The 16,357-nt window shown below is 39.0% G+C and carries 13 protein-coding genes; 10 read left to right on the top strand and 3 right to left on the bottom strand.

What is annotated here, in order from left to right:
- The first annotated feature begins 1 nt into the window (after position 1).
- From ispF to ACY650_RS08215, 3 genes are all read left to right on the top strand, one after another.
- Positions 2–490: a 2-C-methyl-D-erythritol 2,4-cyclodiphosphate synthase gene (ispF, locus tag ACY650_RS08225; RefSeq protein WP_462253605.1), complete on the top strand. Its 489-nt coding sequence runs from the start codon at positions 2–4 to the stop codon at positions 488–490.
- The gene (mnmC2, locus tag ACY650_RS08220; RefSeq protein WP_462253603.1) at positions 490–1,152 is read left to right on the top strand and encodes a tRNA (5-methylaminomethyl-2-thiouridine)(34)-methyltransferase MnmC2; all 663 of its coding nucleotides are present in this window, start codon (positions 490–492) and stop codon (positions 1,150–1,152) included. The genes ispF and mnmC2 overlap by 1 nt, the downstream gene beginning before the upstream one ends.
- A gap of 75 nt (positions 1,153–1,227) precedes the next feature.
- Positions 1,228–2,874 (top strand): AMP-binding protein, encoded by a 1,647-nt coding sequence (locus ACY650_RS08215; RefSeq protein ID WP_462253601.1) that lies wholly within the window; start codon positions 1,228–1,230, stop codon positions 2,872–2,874.
- Between the two features lie 3 nt (positions 2,875–2,877).
- Here ACY650_RS08215 and ACY650_RS08210 read toward each other — a convergent pair whose 3' ends face one another.
- Both ACY650_RS08210 and ACY650_RS08205 read right to left on the bottom strand, forming a co-directional pair.
- Positions 2,878–3,183, bottom strand: a complete 306-nt coding sequence (locus ACY650_RS08210; protein ID WP_462253599.1) for an NIPSNAP family protein — start codon at positions 3,181–3,183, stop codon at positions 2,878–2,880.
- 88 nt (positions 3,184–3,271) lie between these two features.
- Positions 3,272–5,443 carry a tetratricopeptide repeat protein gene (locus tag ACY650_RS08205; protein ID WP_462253597.1) on the bottom strand — a complete coding sequence of 724 codons (2,172 nt, stop codon included), beginning with the start codon at positions 5,441–5,443 and terminating at the stop codon, positions 3,272–3,274.
- Positions 5,444–5,569: 126 nt separating this feature from the next.
- Here ACY650_RS08205 and ACY650_RS08200 point away from each other — a divergent pair, with 126 nt between their 5' ends.
- Genes ACY650_RS08200 through ACY650_RS08190 form a run of 3 tightly spaced genes read left to right on the top strand, consistent with a single transcriptional unit; the run spans position 5,570 to position 9,331 of the window.
- On the top strand, positions 5,570–5,902 hold the full coding sequence (locus ACY650_RS08200) for a PadR family transcriptional regulator (RefSeq protein WP_462253595.1): 333 nt from the start codon (positions 5,570–5,572) through the stop codon (positions 5,900–5,902).
- Entirely contained in the window at positions 5,903–8,575 is a 2,673-nt protein-coding gene (locus ACY650_RS08195) for an ABC transporter permease (RefSeq protein ID WP_462253593.1), read from the top strand.
- 39 nt (positions 8,576–8,614) lie between these two features.
- The gene (locus ACY650_RS08190; RefSeq protein ID WP_462253591.1) at positions 8,615–9,331 is read left to right on the top strand and encodes a DUF6090 family protein; all 717 of its coding nucleotides are present in this window, start codon (positions 8,615–8,617) and stop codon (positions 9,329–9,331) included.
- A gap of 29 nt (positions 9,332–9,360) precedes the next feature.
- On the opposite strand, the gene ACY650_RS08185 is transcribed toward ACY650_RS08190, so the two are convergent.
- The gene (locus tag ACY650_RS08185; protein WP_462253589.1) at positions 9,361–10,470 is read right to left on the bottom strand and encodes a hypothetical protein; all 1,110 of its coding nucleotides are present in this window, start codon (positions 10,468–10,470) and stop codon (positions 9,361–9,363) included.
- Here ACY650_RS08185 and ACY650_RS08180 point away from each other — a divergent pair.
- From ACY650_RS08180 to polA, 4 genes are all read left to right on the top strand, one after another.
- Positions 10,443–11,816, top strand: a complete 1,374-nt coding sequence (locus ACY650_RS08180; protein ID WP_462253587.1) for a hypothetical protein — start codon at positions 10,443–10,445, stop codon at positions 11,814–11,816. The two genes, ACY650_RS08185 and ACY650_RS08180, sit on opposite strands and share 28 nt — an antisense overlap.
- Before the next feature lie 10 nt (positions 11,817–11,826).
- The gene (locus tag ACY650_RS08175; RefSeq protein ID WP_462253585.1) at positions 11,827–12,333 is read left to right on the top strand and encodes a hypothetical protein; all 507 of its coding nucleotides are present in this window, start codon (positions 11,827–11,829) and stop codon (positions 12,331–12,333) included.
- A gap of 78 nt (positions 12,334–12,411) precedes the next feature.
- Complete coding sequence (locus ACY650_RS08170; protein WP_462253583.1) at positions 12,412–13,515, top strand: DUF2911 domain-containing protein; 1,104 nt, start codon at positions 12,412–12,414, stop codon at positions 13,513–13,515.
- A 73-nt stretch (positions 13,516–13,588) separates the two neighbouring features.
- Positions 13,589–16,348 carry a DNA polymerase I gene (polA, locus tag ACY650_RS08165; protein WP_462253581.1) on the top strand — a complete coding sequence of 920 codons (2,760 nt, stop codon included), beginning with the start codon at positions 13,589–13,591 and terminating at the stop codon, positions 16,346–16,348.
- Positions 16,349–16,357 lie beyond the last annotated feature (9 nt).

Here is a 16,357-nt window from a genome sequence, read left to right as displayed (position 1 = left end):
CATGAGCAAACCCAACATACGAGTAGGATACGGATACGACGTTCATGCACTAGCAGAAGGTGTAGATTTTTGGATTGGTGGAATCAAAGTTCCTCATTCTCATGGCGCATATGGACACTCAGATGCTGACGTACTAATTCATGTAATATGTGATGCATTGCTCGGTGCTGCCAACTTGCGAGACATTGGGTTTCACTTTTCAGATAAGGACCCTAAATACAAAGGAATCGACAGTAAAATCCTTCTAAAAGAGGTTATTCAAATCATTAGTGAAAAGGGTTATAAAGTGGGCAATGTAGATTCCACGGTATGCTTAGAAATGCCTAAACTCAATCCACATATTCCTGAGATGAAGAAGTGTCTTGCTGGTGTTATGGAAATTGATGAAGATGATATTTCCATTAAAGCCACAACTACTGAGAAGCTAGGATTTGTTGGGAAAGAAGAAGGAGTAGCGGCACATGCTACAGTGCTTATTTACAAAGACTGATGCCAATAAAGATCATAACTACGGAGGATGGTTCCCACAGTTTATTTGATGAGGAACTCAACGAAACATACCATTCTACACGAGGAGCAAGAGGGGAGTCGATGCATGTCTTTATAAAAGAAGGCTTGGAATATTGGCGAGCGAAAAACAATACTGATCAAATTAGAATCCTTGAGATAGGCTTGGGTACAGGGCTCAATGCGTTTTTAACTGCTGAATTCTGCGATCAATTTAATCAGGATGTAGTGTTTACTTCTTTGGAGCCTTTCCCAATTAAAAAAGAACTGTATGAGAATCTCAATTTTTATAACTCGGATGAAGAGAAAGAAATATTGTTAGACATTCATACGTCTAAATGGGAAGATGAAGTGCAGCTTACGAACAAGTTTTCGTTACTAAAATCTCAAAGCAAGCTCGAAGATTTTCACACTGATCAAACCTATCATATCATCTATTTTGATGCATTTGCCCCAAGTAAACAGCCGGAAGTTTGGTCGGTGAACAACTTAAAAAAGTGTTATTCATTACTTGAAAGTGGTGGAGTTCTTACCACCTATTGTGCCCAAGGTCAGTTCAAAAGGAACCTTTCAGCCGCTGGGTTTGGAGTCGAAACCCTACAAGGAGCTATGGGGAAAAAGGAAATGGTACGGGGCTTGAAGTAGGTCATAATTCCATCTCAATTATCAGAAAATCAAGGAAATGGTTTAACTTATAGGAAACCTAACATCCTTGCTGGCATGATTGAACATAATACACCGCTAGAAGCTTATTATCATTGGCTTGAAAAAGATCCTAATTTCATTTTCCTGAGGCAACCAATCAATAGAAAGTTCATAGAATATTCACGACAGGAAGTCTATGATCAAGCCTTATCAATAGCAGCCGGTCTTCATAAGATGGGATTAAAGCAAGGGGATCATGTGGCACTGTTATCTAAAAACTGTGCGCATTGGTTTATGGCAGATTTAGCAATCATGCTGGGTGGATTCATATCTGTGCCTCTATATCCAACACTTGATGACCGCTCTATCAATGAAATACTAATTCATAGTGAATCCAAAGCGATCATTGTTGGAAAATTGGATGACTACACAAAGCAAAAAGCTGGTGTTCCGGAGGAAATGACTAGAATCGGGATTCAATTGTATGGTGTTGATGAGCAACATACATGGGAAGAAATTGTTAAAGAAGACCACTCGAGTTTTGAATCTCCGGGTCTAAATCCTGATGATTTAATCACCATCATGTATACCTCTGGAACCACTGGAGACCCGAAAGGAGTGATGCATAAAGTGAGTTCTTTTAACCTAATGGGCAGCCTTACAAAGCCAACACTACACGTGCCTGATAACTGCACGTATTTCTCTTACCTTCCTTTGTCGCACATTGCAGAGCGGATAGGTATTGAAATGGTTTCTATTTACTGCGGTGGCCAAGTTAGCTTCCCTGAATCACTGGATACATTTGCCGAAGACCTTGCCACTGTAAATCCTATATTTTTTGTGGCAGTTCCGAGAATTTGGCAAAAATTTCAAGAAAAGATCCTTGAAAAATTCCCTCAAAAAAAATTGGATACACTTATTTCATTACCCCTTCTTGGGAATATTATTAAAAAGAAGATTCGACAGAAATTGGGTTTGAATCAAGCGAAACTTTGCTACACTGGCGCAGCTCCTATTGCTGTTAGTTTACTGGAATGGTATGATAAATTAGGAATCAACATTTTGCAGGGATATGGTATGACGGAGGATTGCATACTATCTCACTTTAGCATTATCGGTTCCAATAGATTTGGAACTGTGGGCAGACCGCTTCCAGGTGCAACGGCACGGTTATCGGCTGAAGGAGAAATACAGGTAAAAAGCGATGCACTCATGGTTGGGTACTACAAAGAGCCCGAAAAGACAGCACAAGTTTTTACAGAAGATGGATATATAAAGACAGGAGATATCGGTGAGTATGATCACGATGGATACTTAAGCATCACGGGAAGAATAAAAGATCAATTCAAAACAGACAAAGGGAAGTATGTTACCCCTTCCCAAATAGAGATGAAGCTTTCCAAAAACACAGATATTGAACAGATATGTGTGGTAGGTATGGGAATTGCACAACCTATTGCTCTCATCGTACCTTCAGAAGGAGCAAATGAGAAAGAAAAAGACGATTTGGAAAACTCCATTCTGGCCACGATAGATGAAGTAAATCCGACATTGATGAGTCACGAGAAAGTTGCAAAAGCAGTGATCATGCAGGAGCAGTGGACCGTCGACAATGGACTAATGACTCCATCATTGAAAGTTCGTAGACCCAGGGTAGAGGCAATACATCAAGACATGTATAAAACCTGGTTTGAGATGGAAGGAAGAATGATATATGAGTAAGTTTTAATTTAAAACTGGTCTCATAAAGTTTCGCTCGTAACTAACAATACATTTGGTTTTCTTCGCATAGTCATATGCTGCGATGCAGTCAGCGTCTTTCAAGCTATCCTTTCTATAGACTTCATATGTTGCTAAAGACTCGAAACTAAATAGAGCCACAGCAACATTGTTGGCGCCTTCGTGAGGCAGAAAATATCCATGATGAGTTCCACCAAATTTTGTGACTAAAGGAATCCACATTTTGGCATAGTTTTCAAACTCTTCAAGTTTATCGGGATCAATCTTGTAGTTGACGTAGCAAGTAATCATGTGTTTATGTATTTACTACAAATCTCATTCATTGATTATATGCACGCATTATGTATTGCATGAAATGTCATAATTTGTATCATGAATGTCATTCATTCAAAACTTCATGGGCATTCAGAACGAAATCATATTCATCAGATTGATGATTATAGAGATATATTTCAAGTGATAGTTCATCGCCTTCAATCAACCTATATTTTTGGTTTCTTCTTAGCTCATTCAAAATCCAACCATCTCCAAGGTGATAAGCCAACCGAATACCTCCTTCGTATGGAACGATGAGTAATTGGTCCTCTTCTACAACGAACTTGAGCGAATATTCAAGGTGTTTTTCATTATCAAATTGAAAGGCTTTGCCATCAAGTAATTCCATCATTGAACGTGTTTTATCTTGATCGATATTGGCAATTGCATCGAGATAGGACTTTAAGTAGTAGTAACTCGAATCACGGTTCCAAATGTTCGATAATAAGGAATCTGCGGTTGAAAAATCTCCCCTTCTGAAAGCACTAATTCCCTCATATAATCCAGGAACTAATCTAAAACCATAACTTTCAAATGGTTCTCGATTTGCTCGATATATCACATCTTGGAACTTGATTACTTCATTAAATTCATTCCGTTTTAGAGTTGTTATGTGCTGATATTTTGTTGAAGAAAAAGCATCACCTTCATAAATTTTTTCCGGCCCGATATAATACATGACCGATGGAGCTTGATTAACAGGTCTGAAGACCATTCTGCCATCAACTTCTCTAAATGTAAGAACTTGATCAATATGATCTGGCAGGTATTCACCAGCGAACAATGAATTCCATTTTTTAATACTGTCCTGTGGAACACTTTCCATGAAATGAGTCACCTTGATTAGGCTGTCAATTACTTTATTCAATGGGTCGATGAGATGTACATTTTCATAATATGTTCGAGCTTTTGAATAATTGCCGCGCAACATTTCAATTTCTCCCATCGTCATTTGAAAATCCTTTTTGGAAATGAGGTTTTCTACCTTACGCAGTTGTTCCTCCAATATATCTGCCTCACCTTTTTCTTGAAGTAATGCCCTCATCAAAAAAGATGTATTGCTTCTAATCAGCTTCTTTTCAAAATCTGCTAAGGCTAAATTCAAAGCCTCTTCACTAAATCCATTTCTTGAAAGGAATAAGATGTGATTTTCCTGAACATTGGGATTGCCAGGAAAAAGTGAAGCAAAATTTTCAAAGGCTTGCTTGGCTTTTTCCTTATTGTCGACTGCCATGAAATAGTAAACTTGCAAAAGGAGTTGGTCACTTTCGGGAAGTGTATTACCAACTTCGATCGCTTGCTGCGCCAATTTTTTTAAATAAAGATCTCCTCCTGTGCTGTAATGAACATTTCGCAATTCTTCTAGATATGCGTATGCAAAAAGAGGATCTTCTTCAATCGCTTTGTTATACCTACGATTTACAAAGTGAGCGAATGCTTTTTCACTTTTCGTGACAAAGTCCTCAAAAGGTAAGTCGATAGTTCTTTCTCTGTCGAATCTTAGGTCTAGTTTATTTAGAGAAATTTTTTTCAATTGATCGGAGGCGTCAAATAGGTTTTTTGCACCTATTCTTCCGTTTGTAACAAGCTTATAACTTTTGTTGTAGATCTTATAATCAAGAAAGAGACTATCATTTTTGAATTCATAATCTCCTTCGACTAAGTAGTCGCAATACCTTTTTAGTAGGTCTACCAACTCAACCTTGGTTGAATTTGCAGATGAATGCTGGATGTCCACAAAGTGGTGTTGTCCCAGATTAAGCTCGAATGCTTCTGATATTCCTCTACCTATCCATTCTAATTCAGACGAATTTTCACTTTTATTTTGGAAAGGAGACACAATGATTCGCGTGACAAATTCGCTTTTAAGTACAGTCTTTGAGACATCCTTACCATCCTGATCTGTATAGCTGACAACTTCTGTCATGGTCCCGAGTTCGCGTCCCCAAAACGAAAAAACGAGAATACCTCCTATTGCTAGGATGTTGACTAGCGGAAATACTCGCCTGAGAACTCGGAAGAATTTGGATGTAGCAGGAACAATTGCTATGATTAGTATGGAAGGAATGAACCAGAGAACCGCTTTGAGGAAGATCTCTGACCAGAGCGAAGAGATATTTAATCGCTCCAAACTAAAACTGGTGAATTCTAGTAGCGTCCAGCTACCAACTAGGTATCCAAGAATTACTTTAAACTCATTTCGATTCCAAAATCCTTTGTTGGCTTGGTGGGACATGTCTCTAAATTAATATTGAAATTTTTTAAAGAAGAATTTCACCCAAATGCAACTTTTATTTACAAACATGAGTATTATCAATATATAATATTTACATTTATGAGGATTAATCATAAATAGTGTAAGATGAAAGGAAATAATCTAGGTGAATTTGAAGAGCTGATTTTGCTGGCTGTTGCCTCCTTGGATAAGGAAGCATATGCGGTGTCAGTAAAGTTGGAATTGGAAGAACGTGCGAAACGCATTACCAATATCAGTGCGATACATTCATCACTCTATCGATTGGAAGACAAAGGGTATCTCATATCAGAATTTGGTGGAGCCACACAAAAAAGAGGCGGTAAGAAGAAGCGATACTTTAAAGTCACCAATGCTGGATTTGAGGTTTTGAAGGAGTCGAAAGAACTGAAAGAAAACTTTTACAAAACCATCCCTCAGCTAGCTCTTGTGAGAATCTAATTGGCAGCTGAGCAATACCATATCAGTCCTCCAAAGTTTGGAGAGAAGATTCTCAGGTTCATCTATGATGATGAAATGCTTGATGATATCCTGGGGGATCTCCAGGAGATGTATTTGGATCGCGTAGAGAGCAAAGGACTATTTAAGGCTCGCGTCCATTACTTCAAAGATGCATTTCTATCCATTCGCAACTATGATTTAAAAAGGAAAAGAAGAAAGGTCGTTCAAAATAACACAATCACTATGCTTAGGAACTATGTAAAAATTACTTTCAGAACACTCTCAAAAAACCGAGTGTATTCTGCGCTCAATATCTTCGGTCTAGCACTGGGTATTGCAGCATGTTTATTTATCTCTCAATATGTAAGCTATGAATATAGCTTCGACAAATTTCACTCAAAGCACGAAGACATATATCGGGTCAAATACATGGTCTATCGTGGAGGGAAGTTGGATATAAACTGTGCGGCAGCAGTACCGCGTGTGGGTTCATTCATGAAGGAGAATATGCCGGAGGTTGTTGACTTTGTAAGAGCATTTCCTATGGAGTCTGTCATGGAGTACAACAACATCCAATACAATGAAAAACGGATTCAAATAGCTGATCCTTCCTTTTTGAAAATATTCGATTATCCATTGATACATGGAGATTCAGAAACTGCCTTGACTGAACCCAATCAGGTGGTAATAACCGAATCAATAGCTAAGAAATATTTTGGTAAGACCGATGTAGTCGGAGAAACCATCAAGCTGTTATCATGGGTAGCAGAAAATCTTGAAGTAGTAGGGGTGACAAAAGATGTACCAGCCAACTCTCATTTGAAATACAATTTTCTCATTTCATATGAAACATTAAATAACCGTACCAGAAATGATGATGGCACTGCATCTTCGGAAACTGCTTGGGGCTGGTATGATTTCAATACGTATGTACTCTTGAAAGAAGGGGCAGACCCTAAAGCATTTGACAAGAAGTTTGCAGAAATCTTGTACGAGGAGCGAGGAGAAGACTTTGAGAAATATGATTTTCGGGCTGACTTTCCATTACAGCCCATTACAGATATTCATTTGTATTCTAATCTGCTTCAGGAGTCTGAGCCTACTGAGCAAGGCGATGGAGATACCGTTTTCTTCCTGGCAATAATTGCTGCATTTATTTTAATTATTGCATGGATCAACTATATCAACTTATCCACTGCAAAGTCGCTTGAGCGAGCCAAAGAAGTAGGAGTTCGAAAGTCTATGGGAGCTCATCGCAAGCAGCTCATCAATCAATTCCTTACTGAATCATTTGTGTTGAATTTGATTGCACTAACACTTGCAGTGGCGGTAGTTGTTTTGATGACACCATATTTCGCAAGGCTGATAGATTCACAAATGGACCGTGAGTTTTTCCTGGAACCAAAATTTTGGGGTGCAGTTGTTGGGGTCTATTTCTTTGGTTCATTCTTCTCCGGTTTGTACCCTGCATTTATCCTTTCTTCATTCAGACCGATTCAGGTATTGAAAGGCAAAATGACAACCAATAAATCTGGGATTCTGCTAAGAAGAATATTGGTAGTCTTTCAGTTTGCCGCTTCTGTCACGCTCATTGCTGGTACAATTATAGTTTTCCAGCAATTGAGACACATGAAAACGCTGGATCTGGGATTTGATATGACGGATACAATGGTCATCCTGGGACCGTATCCAAATGATTCTACATTCCAGACAAGGCTTCTAAATTTCAAAGAAGAGCTGAGCGCTAAATCAATTGTAGCATCTACGTCTACAAGTTCAAATGTCCCCGGAGATGAAATCTTTTGGACGAGGGGAATGAGAAAAGCGGAAGATACTCCTGACAAAAACTTCATTGTCTATTTAGCAGGTGTAGATTATAATTATTTCCCATCGTATGATATCGAGATACTGGCTGGAAGAAATTATGATAAGAAGCTCTCTACCGACACTGCTAACATTCTAATCAACAGGACGGCAATGGAGTCCTTAAACATCTCAACTCCCGAAGAAGCTATTGGCGTTAAGTTAAGTATTGGGGGAGATACTCGAACGATTATCGGGGTAGTTGACAACTATCAACAGCTTTCACTTAAGAATAACATCAACCCTATTGTATTTCCATTGGTAGAACTTTCTTCTGATTTTGTAACGGTAAAATTACAATCAGATGACTATCAAAATGCCTACAAGGAAGTAAAATCTTCTTTTGATGAGTTTTTCCCAGGAGCCGCTTTTGATACGTTCTTTTTAGATGAATTTTATAATAGGCAATACTCAAATGAGCAAAACTTCAGTAAGGCCTTTACGCTGTTTGCTTTGCTAGCAATTGTAGTTGCATGCCTCGGTCTCTTCGGGTTGACTTCCTTCACTGCGCTTCAACGGACCAAGGAAATTGGAATTAGAAAAGTCCTGGGAGCAGGAGTCGATCAGATCATTCTCATATTATCGAAGGAGTTTTTGATTCTTGTAGCCATTGCTAATGTGATTTCATGGCCGATTGTTTACTTAGTGATGGAGGGATGGCTAGACAACTTCACTAGCAGAGTCAGTATTGGAATCTCAGTATTCTTAATAGCGGCGATCCTTGTGGCTTTAATTGCACTCATTGCCGTTGGGAACAAAACGCTTTCTATTGCGAAGACTAATCCTGTAAAGGCCTTAAGGTACGAATAGCATTGAGTGGAGCATAGTCAGAATTGATTATTTTGCACTATGCTCCGCCTAATTAACCGATTCAAACGAAATCTTCTCAAGGAAGGAAAATTCAAATCCTTCTTACTCTACACGGTTGGAGAAGTATTCTTGGTCGTTATTGGAATTTTAATCGCACTAAAGATTGATGCCTGGAACAAAGAGGAGGACGCTCGTGCAAAGGAGGCTTTCCTGCTCCAGGAACTTCATCAGGACTTTATAAAAAACAAAATACAATTTGATACTATTCAGACTCGATGGGAAGAGATCTTAGGGTATTCCAATCAAGTCCTTGCCATGCTCCCTATTGATTCTAAAGAGAAGTGGCAAAAATTCAATATTTGGGAACCAAGAATGAATGTTCCAACATTCAACCCATATAATGGATCTATTGAGTCGATCATTCGGTCTTCATCAATAGAAGTTATTAAGAATGATACACTTCGTAGGCTCTTGGTCTCATGGAATGATGTTTTAGATGACTATATCGAAGAGGAACAAGCCTACAAGCTATTTGTTGGTCAAAAGTATGAGTTGTTCGTAATGGAAAATGCCAATGTTAGAAGTGTGATTATGAATCATCCGGACAACTTTGAAATCAATAAAAAGGTCTTTCAAAGCAAAGTATTTGAGAATATCATGATAATGAGACACCGCTATATCCAAATTACAGTTGATGCCATGAAAAATGAGGAGATTGGCAATCATATGAATGAGATATTAAGACTAACAAAATAAAGGGTGACTTTCGCCACCCTTGGAGTCAATTATTTTACCTTCAGTCCGGTATCGTCTTTAAATCTTCCGGTAATTAACCAACCACCAAAGTCTTCAGAAACGGCCATCAATAGTTCATTTTTTCCTTTTTTAAGATTCAGATAAACGCCATCAAAAAGACCGACTGTTCCTAAATACCTATAGTCTCTTGATTTCCATTTGTTAGTTCCCCAATAAATAGGCTCACCATTGAGAATAGCTACCACACGATCGGAATACCCAAACTCGAAGAGCTTGTATTGATCTTTATCTGATGTAATCGTAATTTTCGCCAATACGGTGTTTCCTGGAGTACCATCTCTCAATCTTTGGATTCGCGCAATATTGGCGGCAGTACCTTCTTCTACTTTGATTTTACCTTGCCACTTTCTGTCTTCAAGCGCTTGTTCTAGACTATTTGGATCAGCAAGTAGTTTTTCCTCAAACATATCTGAGATTTCCCATTCCTCGATAAGATTGGGAATTGCTTCACGTTCAATGGGATTGAAATCGACAAGCTCTGTAGCATCAGGGTCAACGGTGATATTCGCAATATGCATCCCGTTAAACCTACCCGATCTAAAGGCGACGCTTCCCGCTTTTTCAGGAAGAAACAGATTCCAAGATAAGTTAGGCTTTTCTGCACCATCCAAAAATACCTGAGCCTTCGATCCATTTACGACAACTTTTACGTGTGTCCAATCATCGAAATTATAATCATATTCAAATGAGTACCTAGGTCCAAAGTAAAGTTGGAAAGGAGTAATCCCCTGAATTGAAGGTGCCGCTTGATTAGCATCTGGCTTCCCTGAAAGGTGTGGGCGCATAAAAAATTGCTCTGCATTATTAGATGCTAAATCATATCTGAAGTAGACACCGGGAAAAGCCCAATCTTCCTTTAGAAAGACATCGAACTCAATAGTACCGTTTAAAAATTCGACATCTTTTAATCCAAACGCACCGCCCTGCATGTAGATAGCGTCAACACCGCGATAGTTTTCAATGACATACGCTTTGGCATTGATAGCAAGGTTGTTTGTATCTAAAGGAATCACTTGTTGCGATAGTGCATTGTAGCTCATCCAGAACAACAATGTCAGTAGTAGTAATCGTGTTTTCATGGTACAACCTTACGGGTCCGAAACGGCACAATCCATCCAAAAGCTTTTCAACTTCGTTCAAATCCATTCAGGGTTGTTCAGGACATAGAACTTATAGACATTTGAATATGGCTGATAAAATTGCAAATGAGGATCTAGCGCGACTGAAAGCAGAGATTGAGCATAAGCTTGAATGGGGAGCGGCTTCATCATGGCATAGTTCCATGTTTGACGAATTATCCGAGAAGGTGTTTAACTCCGCACAGATCATGTTAAGTGTGCCCACTTTGAAACGTTTTTTTGGAGTAGTCAAACATTCAGGAGCACCCAGCATCACCACACTTGATGCCTTATCACAATTTGTTGGAAGTGAAAATTGGAGAGTATTCAAGCTAGCCTCGGTCAAACCCAGTCGATCTAAAATCAGAAGAACGCCTAGGCGATCTGTTTATGTCACCGTAGGTTTTGTTTTAGCGATTGTGACGATCAGCTTAATTGGAAATAAGAGGCCTGAGGTAGTGATTAACGCTTCAGAGTTTTCATTTTCGAGCCGTGTATTGAGCAATGAATATCCTAATACGGTAGTATTTGATTTAGAAATTCCTAGGTCCCTTCGTGCCGATAGCTTGAAGATTCAACAATATTGGAACCCAACCAAAACGATCAACATTTCAAAGGATCAAACCCAGGCTACCGGGATCTACTATTTTCCTGGTTATTTCAAGGCCAAACTTCTAGTCGATGATCAAATTGCCAAGACTCATGAGCTATTTCTTAAGAGTAATGGTTGGCTTGGCTTGATTGAATATGATCCAATACCAAAATACTTCGATCCATTAAATGATGGTTCAGGAATCTCCTTTCCAACTGAGATCATAGAAGAAGTAAAATCTTTAGAAAGTCCGGTAGAATCTTCGTTCCATTTGATTGATGATTGGGGAAATATTTCTGGAGATAATTTCACATTAAAGGCCACGATTAAAAGCACTTTCGATGATCGTTGGGCAGTTTGCCAGGCGCTTAAAGTTTATTTTATCGGCAGTTCTGGAGCTATGATAATCCCTTTTTCAAAGCTTGGATGTGCTTCAGATAATAACCTTATGCTTAATGATGTCTACTTGAGAGGAAAGGAAAATGACCTCTCAGCACTAAGTGCCGACTTTGCTAAACCTGTAGATCTAACCTTAACCCTTTCTAATAAGCAACTAACCGTGAGAATAAATGGTGAAGAGGTTTATTCCAATTCATACAATGATACTATGGGCAGGCTTGTTGGACTTAGGTTCAAATTCTTAGGACTCGGAGAGGTCTTAGAATACACAATATTAGATTCTAACAACAACCAACTGGAGCTTATAGCCCTTTAAAAAAATTCAGATGAGACTACTAATTTTAGGATTTTTATCATTCATGTTTTTTGCCTGCTTTTCACAAAAGAATTATGAAAAGGACGTGGTTTCGATCGAAAGTATTGGCGAGGCCTACTATGAGATTGTCTCTGGTCCCATCGGTCAGGCCCGCGATTTTGATAGACTTAGAAATTTGTTTCATCCTCAAGCGAAGCTGACCTATAGCTATTGGTCAGAAGAGGAGCAAAAGAACAAGTTGATGCCGATGGATATTGAAGGCTACATTGAGAAACTTGATTATTTGGACAAGAGAGGCTTCTATGAAGAAGAGCTATACGTTTCAAGCGAGTCTTACGGTTCCATTACACAATCCATCAGTACATACAAATTCTGGATGGAGGATAAAACGGCTGAAGGGAGAGGCTTTACAAGTTATCAGTATTTCTATGATGGGAATCGCTATTGGATCCTATCAATGTTTTGGATGATGGAAAGTGATAAGTATCCGATTCCTACAGGGTTTTTAAATGAATGAATGGCTTTGAATGAGCTTGAATGCTATTGTTACAATCGGCATTCCCTTGGGAGCGTACATTGAGGAAAACTTATTCTCATGAAACTCCAAAACATACTACTTACACTTTGCTTAGTTCTTGTCACAAGGATATCCTATTCTCAGGATGTTGGTGGAAAAACGTTGATTAGTCAATCTAGAACAACGATCGCTAATATTGGGAAATGTGACATCACCATTAAATACCACAGCCCCTCAGTAAATGGTAGAAAAATATTTGGGGGAATCGTACCGTACGACTTTGTGGTAGATGATATAGAATATCCTTGGAGAGCTGGCTCCAACCAAAGAACGACGATTGAATTTAGTCGTGATGTAGTGATTGAAGGAAAAGCGTTGGCAGCTGGCTCCTATGGTTTTGTTGTCCTTGTTTCTGAAGAAGAATGGATTTTAATATTTTCTTCTGGTAAAAGTTGGGGAGCATTCAATTACGACAAGTCAAATGATGTACTACGAGTACCAGTCGCAGTGCAACAAAAATCATTTCAAGAATGGTTGAGTTATGATTTTCTTAATCCTGAAAGTGAGTCGATCGACGTGCAGCTAAGGTGGGAAAATTCAGCAGTGTCTTTTAATGTAAGCACCAATGCCCTTGATAATATTATCGCGGGACTGGAAGAAAAAGAGGAGAAGACAGTAGCCGATTTACAAAGCCTATCACTTAGGACGCTTGAAAAAGATCCTTCTAATACCGAGCAAGCCCTAGCTTATCTTGAAGAATCAAATAAACTACTTGAAGATGTAGAAGAAGAAGCATATATAAATGCATATCGATATAATTATAAAATCTTGAAAGGTGAGATTCTACTTTCTATGGGAAAGAAAAAAGAGGCAAAGGAGCTGATAGATGAGGCTATGGAGTCAGCATCAGGATTTAACGTGTACTACTATTCATTAAATAAGCTGACTGTTAGAGATGACAAAAAGGTAGCATTTGATGTCTTAAATAAGGCGATAAAACGCGATCCTAACAATTTTCAAAATCACTTCGCCTTTGGTGAATACTATTTAAAAGAGGGAAACCAAGAAAAAGCCACAGCGCATTTTAAGATGGCATACGATATGACTGTGGAGCAGAAAAGTGGCTGGGTAAATTATGCTCGATACCTATATCTACAGAATAAGCTTGTACTAGAAAGGTGATGTTTTATTAAACCTTCGAAAAGATAGATGTGAGGATGGCAGACTTAATAAATCAGTCTGCTAAATTTACCTCATGTCAGAAAAGAAACTTTTCCTACTCGATGCATTTGCGCTGATCTACCGAGCGCATTTTGCAATGAGTCAAAATCCAAGACTCACTACCAATGGGATAAATACCGGAGCTATACTAGGGTTTACAAACTCCTTGCTCGAAATCATTACCAAAGAAAAGCCCTCTCACATTGGTGTCGCTTTTGATACCCATGCTCCTACATTCAGACATGAGTCGTACAAAGAGTATAAAGCAACAAGACAAGAGCAACCAGAAGAGATAAAGGTTGCGATCCCATACTGCCTCAAGATTGTTGAGGGATTCAATATTCCCATTCTGATGAAAGATGGGTATGAAGCAGATGACTTAATAGGAACTATTGCAAAGAAAGCAGGAAAAGCAGGCTATAAGGTGTTTATGATGACACCTGACAAAGATTTTGCACAGCTGGTAGATGAAAATATATCACTGTTCAAGCCAAGAAGAATGGGAAGCGGTGTAGATATCATGGGGATTCCAGAGGTACTGGCAAAGTTTGATATCGATACTGTTGATCAGGTTAGAGATGTACTAGGCCTCAAAGGCGATTCTGTTGATAATATTCCCGGCATACCTGGTATTGGTGATAAAACAGCATCGAAACTGTTGAAAGAGTACGGTTCGGTTCAAGGGATTATCGACCATGTAGATGAGTTGAAAGGAGCGCTACAAAAGCGAGTACAGGAACATGGACAGCAAGGAATTATGTCAAAGGATCTAGCCACTATAAAAATTGACTCACCCATTGATTTTGATGAGGAAGCATTGAAGTATGGAGATCCGAACCCTGATATTTTGAAGCCCATCTTTGATGAACTGGAATTCAAAACCATTGCAAGAAGGGTCTTTCAAGAAGAGAATGAAATTAAAAAAGGAGACACGCAGCAACTGGGGTTGTTTGATGGTGGTGGAGAGAGTAGCGAACCTGTCGATGATAAGGAATCTATCGCTACTACTAAGCACACATACCACTTGGTTCAAGACACAGCTGCAATTAATGCTTTACTAGAAAAGTTAAAAGCTCAGAAATCATTTTGTTTCGATACTGAGACAACTAGTCTGGAAACACGAGAAGCTAAATTAGTAGGGATAGCATTTGCGATAGAGAAGGGTGAAGCATGGTACGTCTCCTGCTTGGAAAATACGCAAGAAGTGGTGGATGCTTTTAAGGAGGTATTAGAGGACGAGACAATCCAGAAAATAGGTCAAAACCTGAAGTATGATATCCAAATAATGCGAAACTATGGAGTGCATATCCATGGACAGATTTTCGATACCATGTTGGCACATTTCCTGTTGGATCCGGAATCCAACAATAGCATGGACTGGCTCGCAGATAAGTTTCTTAATTACAAGACGATCTCATACGAGGATGTCGTAGGGCCGAAAGGAAAGAATCAGAAGACCATCGATCAAGTGGAGGTAGAAAAGGTCAAGGACTATGCGTGTGAAGATGCTGATATTACATTGCAGCTTAAGGAACTTCTTGAGAAAGATATTGCTGACAGAAAACTGGAGAAGTTGCTCCACGATGTAGAAGAGCCGTTGTCTTTTGTACTTGCGGACATGGAATATCAGGGAGTGAAAGTAGATACTTCAACACTTGAAAAAATGTCTCAAGAGCTGGATGAAGAAACACGGAGGGTGCAGTCAGAGATATTCGAAACAGCGGGAGTTGAATTTAACATAGGTTCTCCAAAGCAGCTAGGAGAGATCCTCTTTGAAAAACTCAAACTTGTAGAGAAGCCAAAGAAGACTAAGACTGGACAGTATGCTACAGGTGAAGACATATTATCGAAGCTTGCTGATGAGCATACGATTGCAGCGCAAATACTCGAGTTTAGAGAATACCAAAAACTAAAATCAACCTATGTTGATGCACTACCGAAGCTGATAAGTGTTGCAGATAATCGAATTCATACCGATTACCGTCAAACTGTTGCAGCTACTGGAAGGTTAAGTTCGAACAATCCTAACCTTCAAAATATTCCAATCCGTACGGAGAAGGGGCGTGAGATCAGAAAAGCATTTGTCCCTAAAGACGACAGTCATTTAATAATGGCTGCTGATTACTCACAAATAGAACTTAGGATCATGGCAGCTTTCTCTAAAGATGAAAGCATGATGCAAGCATTTAAGGAAGGGAGAGATATTCATTCAACTACTGCAGCCAAAGTATTTGGAGTGGATGTTGATAATGTGGAACCGAATATGCGTCGCAAAGCCAAAGAGGTAAACTTTGGGATTATCTATGGGATCTCGGCATATGGCCTTTCTCAAAACCTCAATATCGCACGAGGAGAGGCACAGGAAATAATTGATTCATACTTTAAAGAATTTCCTAACGTGAAAAGCTATATGGATCAAACGATCGAAAAAGCAAAGAATGACGAATACGTAGAGACCATTCTTGGTAGACGGCGATACCTTAGAAACATCAATTCAAGAAACTTTACAATGCGAGGCTTTGATGAGAGAAACGCAATCAATGCGCCAATTCAGGGAAGTGCTGCTGACATCATAAAAATTGCAATGATTGATATCCATAAATGGATGAAAGAAGAAAGTCTTAAATCTAAGATGATCATGCAAGTGCATGATGAACTTGTTTTCGACTTGCACAAAGACGAGCAGGAATTATTGGTATCCAAGGTAGAAGAATTCATGAAAAACGCACACCCGCTTGAAGTACCAATGGAAATAGGTATTGGAGTGGGAGATAACTGGCTACAAGCACATTAAAATAAAATC

The organism is Ekhidna sp., assembly GCF_963691765.1.
Lineage (GTDB): Bacteria > Bacteroidota > Bacteroidia > Cytophagales > Cyclobacteriaceae > Ekhidna.
Note: the sequence above shows the minus strand (reverse complement) of the source record. Positions and strands in the feature narration are given on the sequence as shown.

What these genes read in the sequence shown, in the direction of transcription:
- ACY650_RS08215 (WP_462253601.1), top strand. Translation starts at nt 1,228, where the DNA reads ATGATTGAACATAATACACCGCTAGAAGCTTATTATCATTGGCTTGAA.
- ACY650_RS08175 (WP_462253585.1), top strand. Translation starts at nt 11,827, where the DNA reads ATGAGACTACTAATTTTAGGATTTTTATCATTCATGTTTTTTGCCTGC.
- ACY650_RS08210 (WP_462253599.1), bottom strand. Translation starts at nt 3,183, where the DNA reads ATGATTACTTGCTACGTCAACTACAAGATTGATCCCGATAAACTTGAA.
- ACY650_RS08190 (WP_462253591.1), top strand. Translation starts at nt 8,615, where the DNA reads ATGCTCCGCCTAATTAACCGATTCAAACGAAATCTTCTCAAGGAAGGA.
- polA (WP_462253581.1), top strand. Translation starts at nt 13,589, where the DNA reads ATGTCAGAAAAGAAACTTTTCCTACTCGATGCATTTGCGCTGATCTAC.
- ACY650_RS08180 (WP_462253587.1), top strand. Translation starts at nt 10,443, where the DNA reads ATGTCAGTAGTAGTAATCGTGTTTTCATGGTACAACCTTACGGGTCCG.
- ACY650_RS08170 (WP_462253583.1), top strand. Translation starts at nt 12,412, where the DNA reads ATGAAACTCCAAAACATACTACTTACACTTTGCTTAGTTCTTGTCACA.
- ACY650_RS08185 (WP_462253589.1), bottom strand. Translation starts at nt 10,470, where the DNA reads ATGAAAACACGATTACTACTACTGACATTGTTGTTCTGGATGAGCTAC.
- ispF (WP_462253605.1), top strand. Translation starts at nt 2, where the DNA reads ATGAGCAAACCCAACATACGAGTAGGATACGGATACGACGTTCATGCA.
- ACY650_RS08205 (WP_462253597.1), bottom strand. Translation starts at nt 5,443, where the DNA reads ATGTCCCACCAAGCCAACAAAGGATTTTGGAATCGAAATGAGTTTAAA.
- ACY650_RS08200 (WP_462253595.1), top strand. Translation starts at nt 5,570, where the DNA reads ATGAAAGGAAATAATCTAGGTGAATTTGAAGAGCTGATTTTGCTGGCT.
- mnmC2 (WP_462253603.1), top strand. Translation starts at nt 490, where the DNA reads ATGCCAATAAAGATCATAACTACGGAGGATGGTTCCCACAGTTTATTT.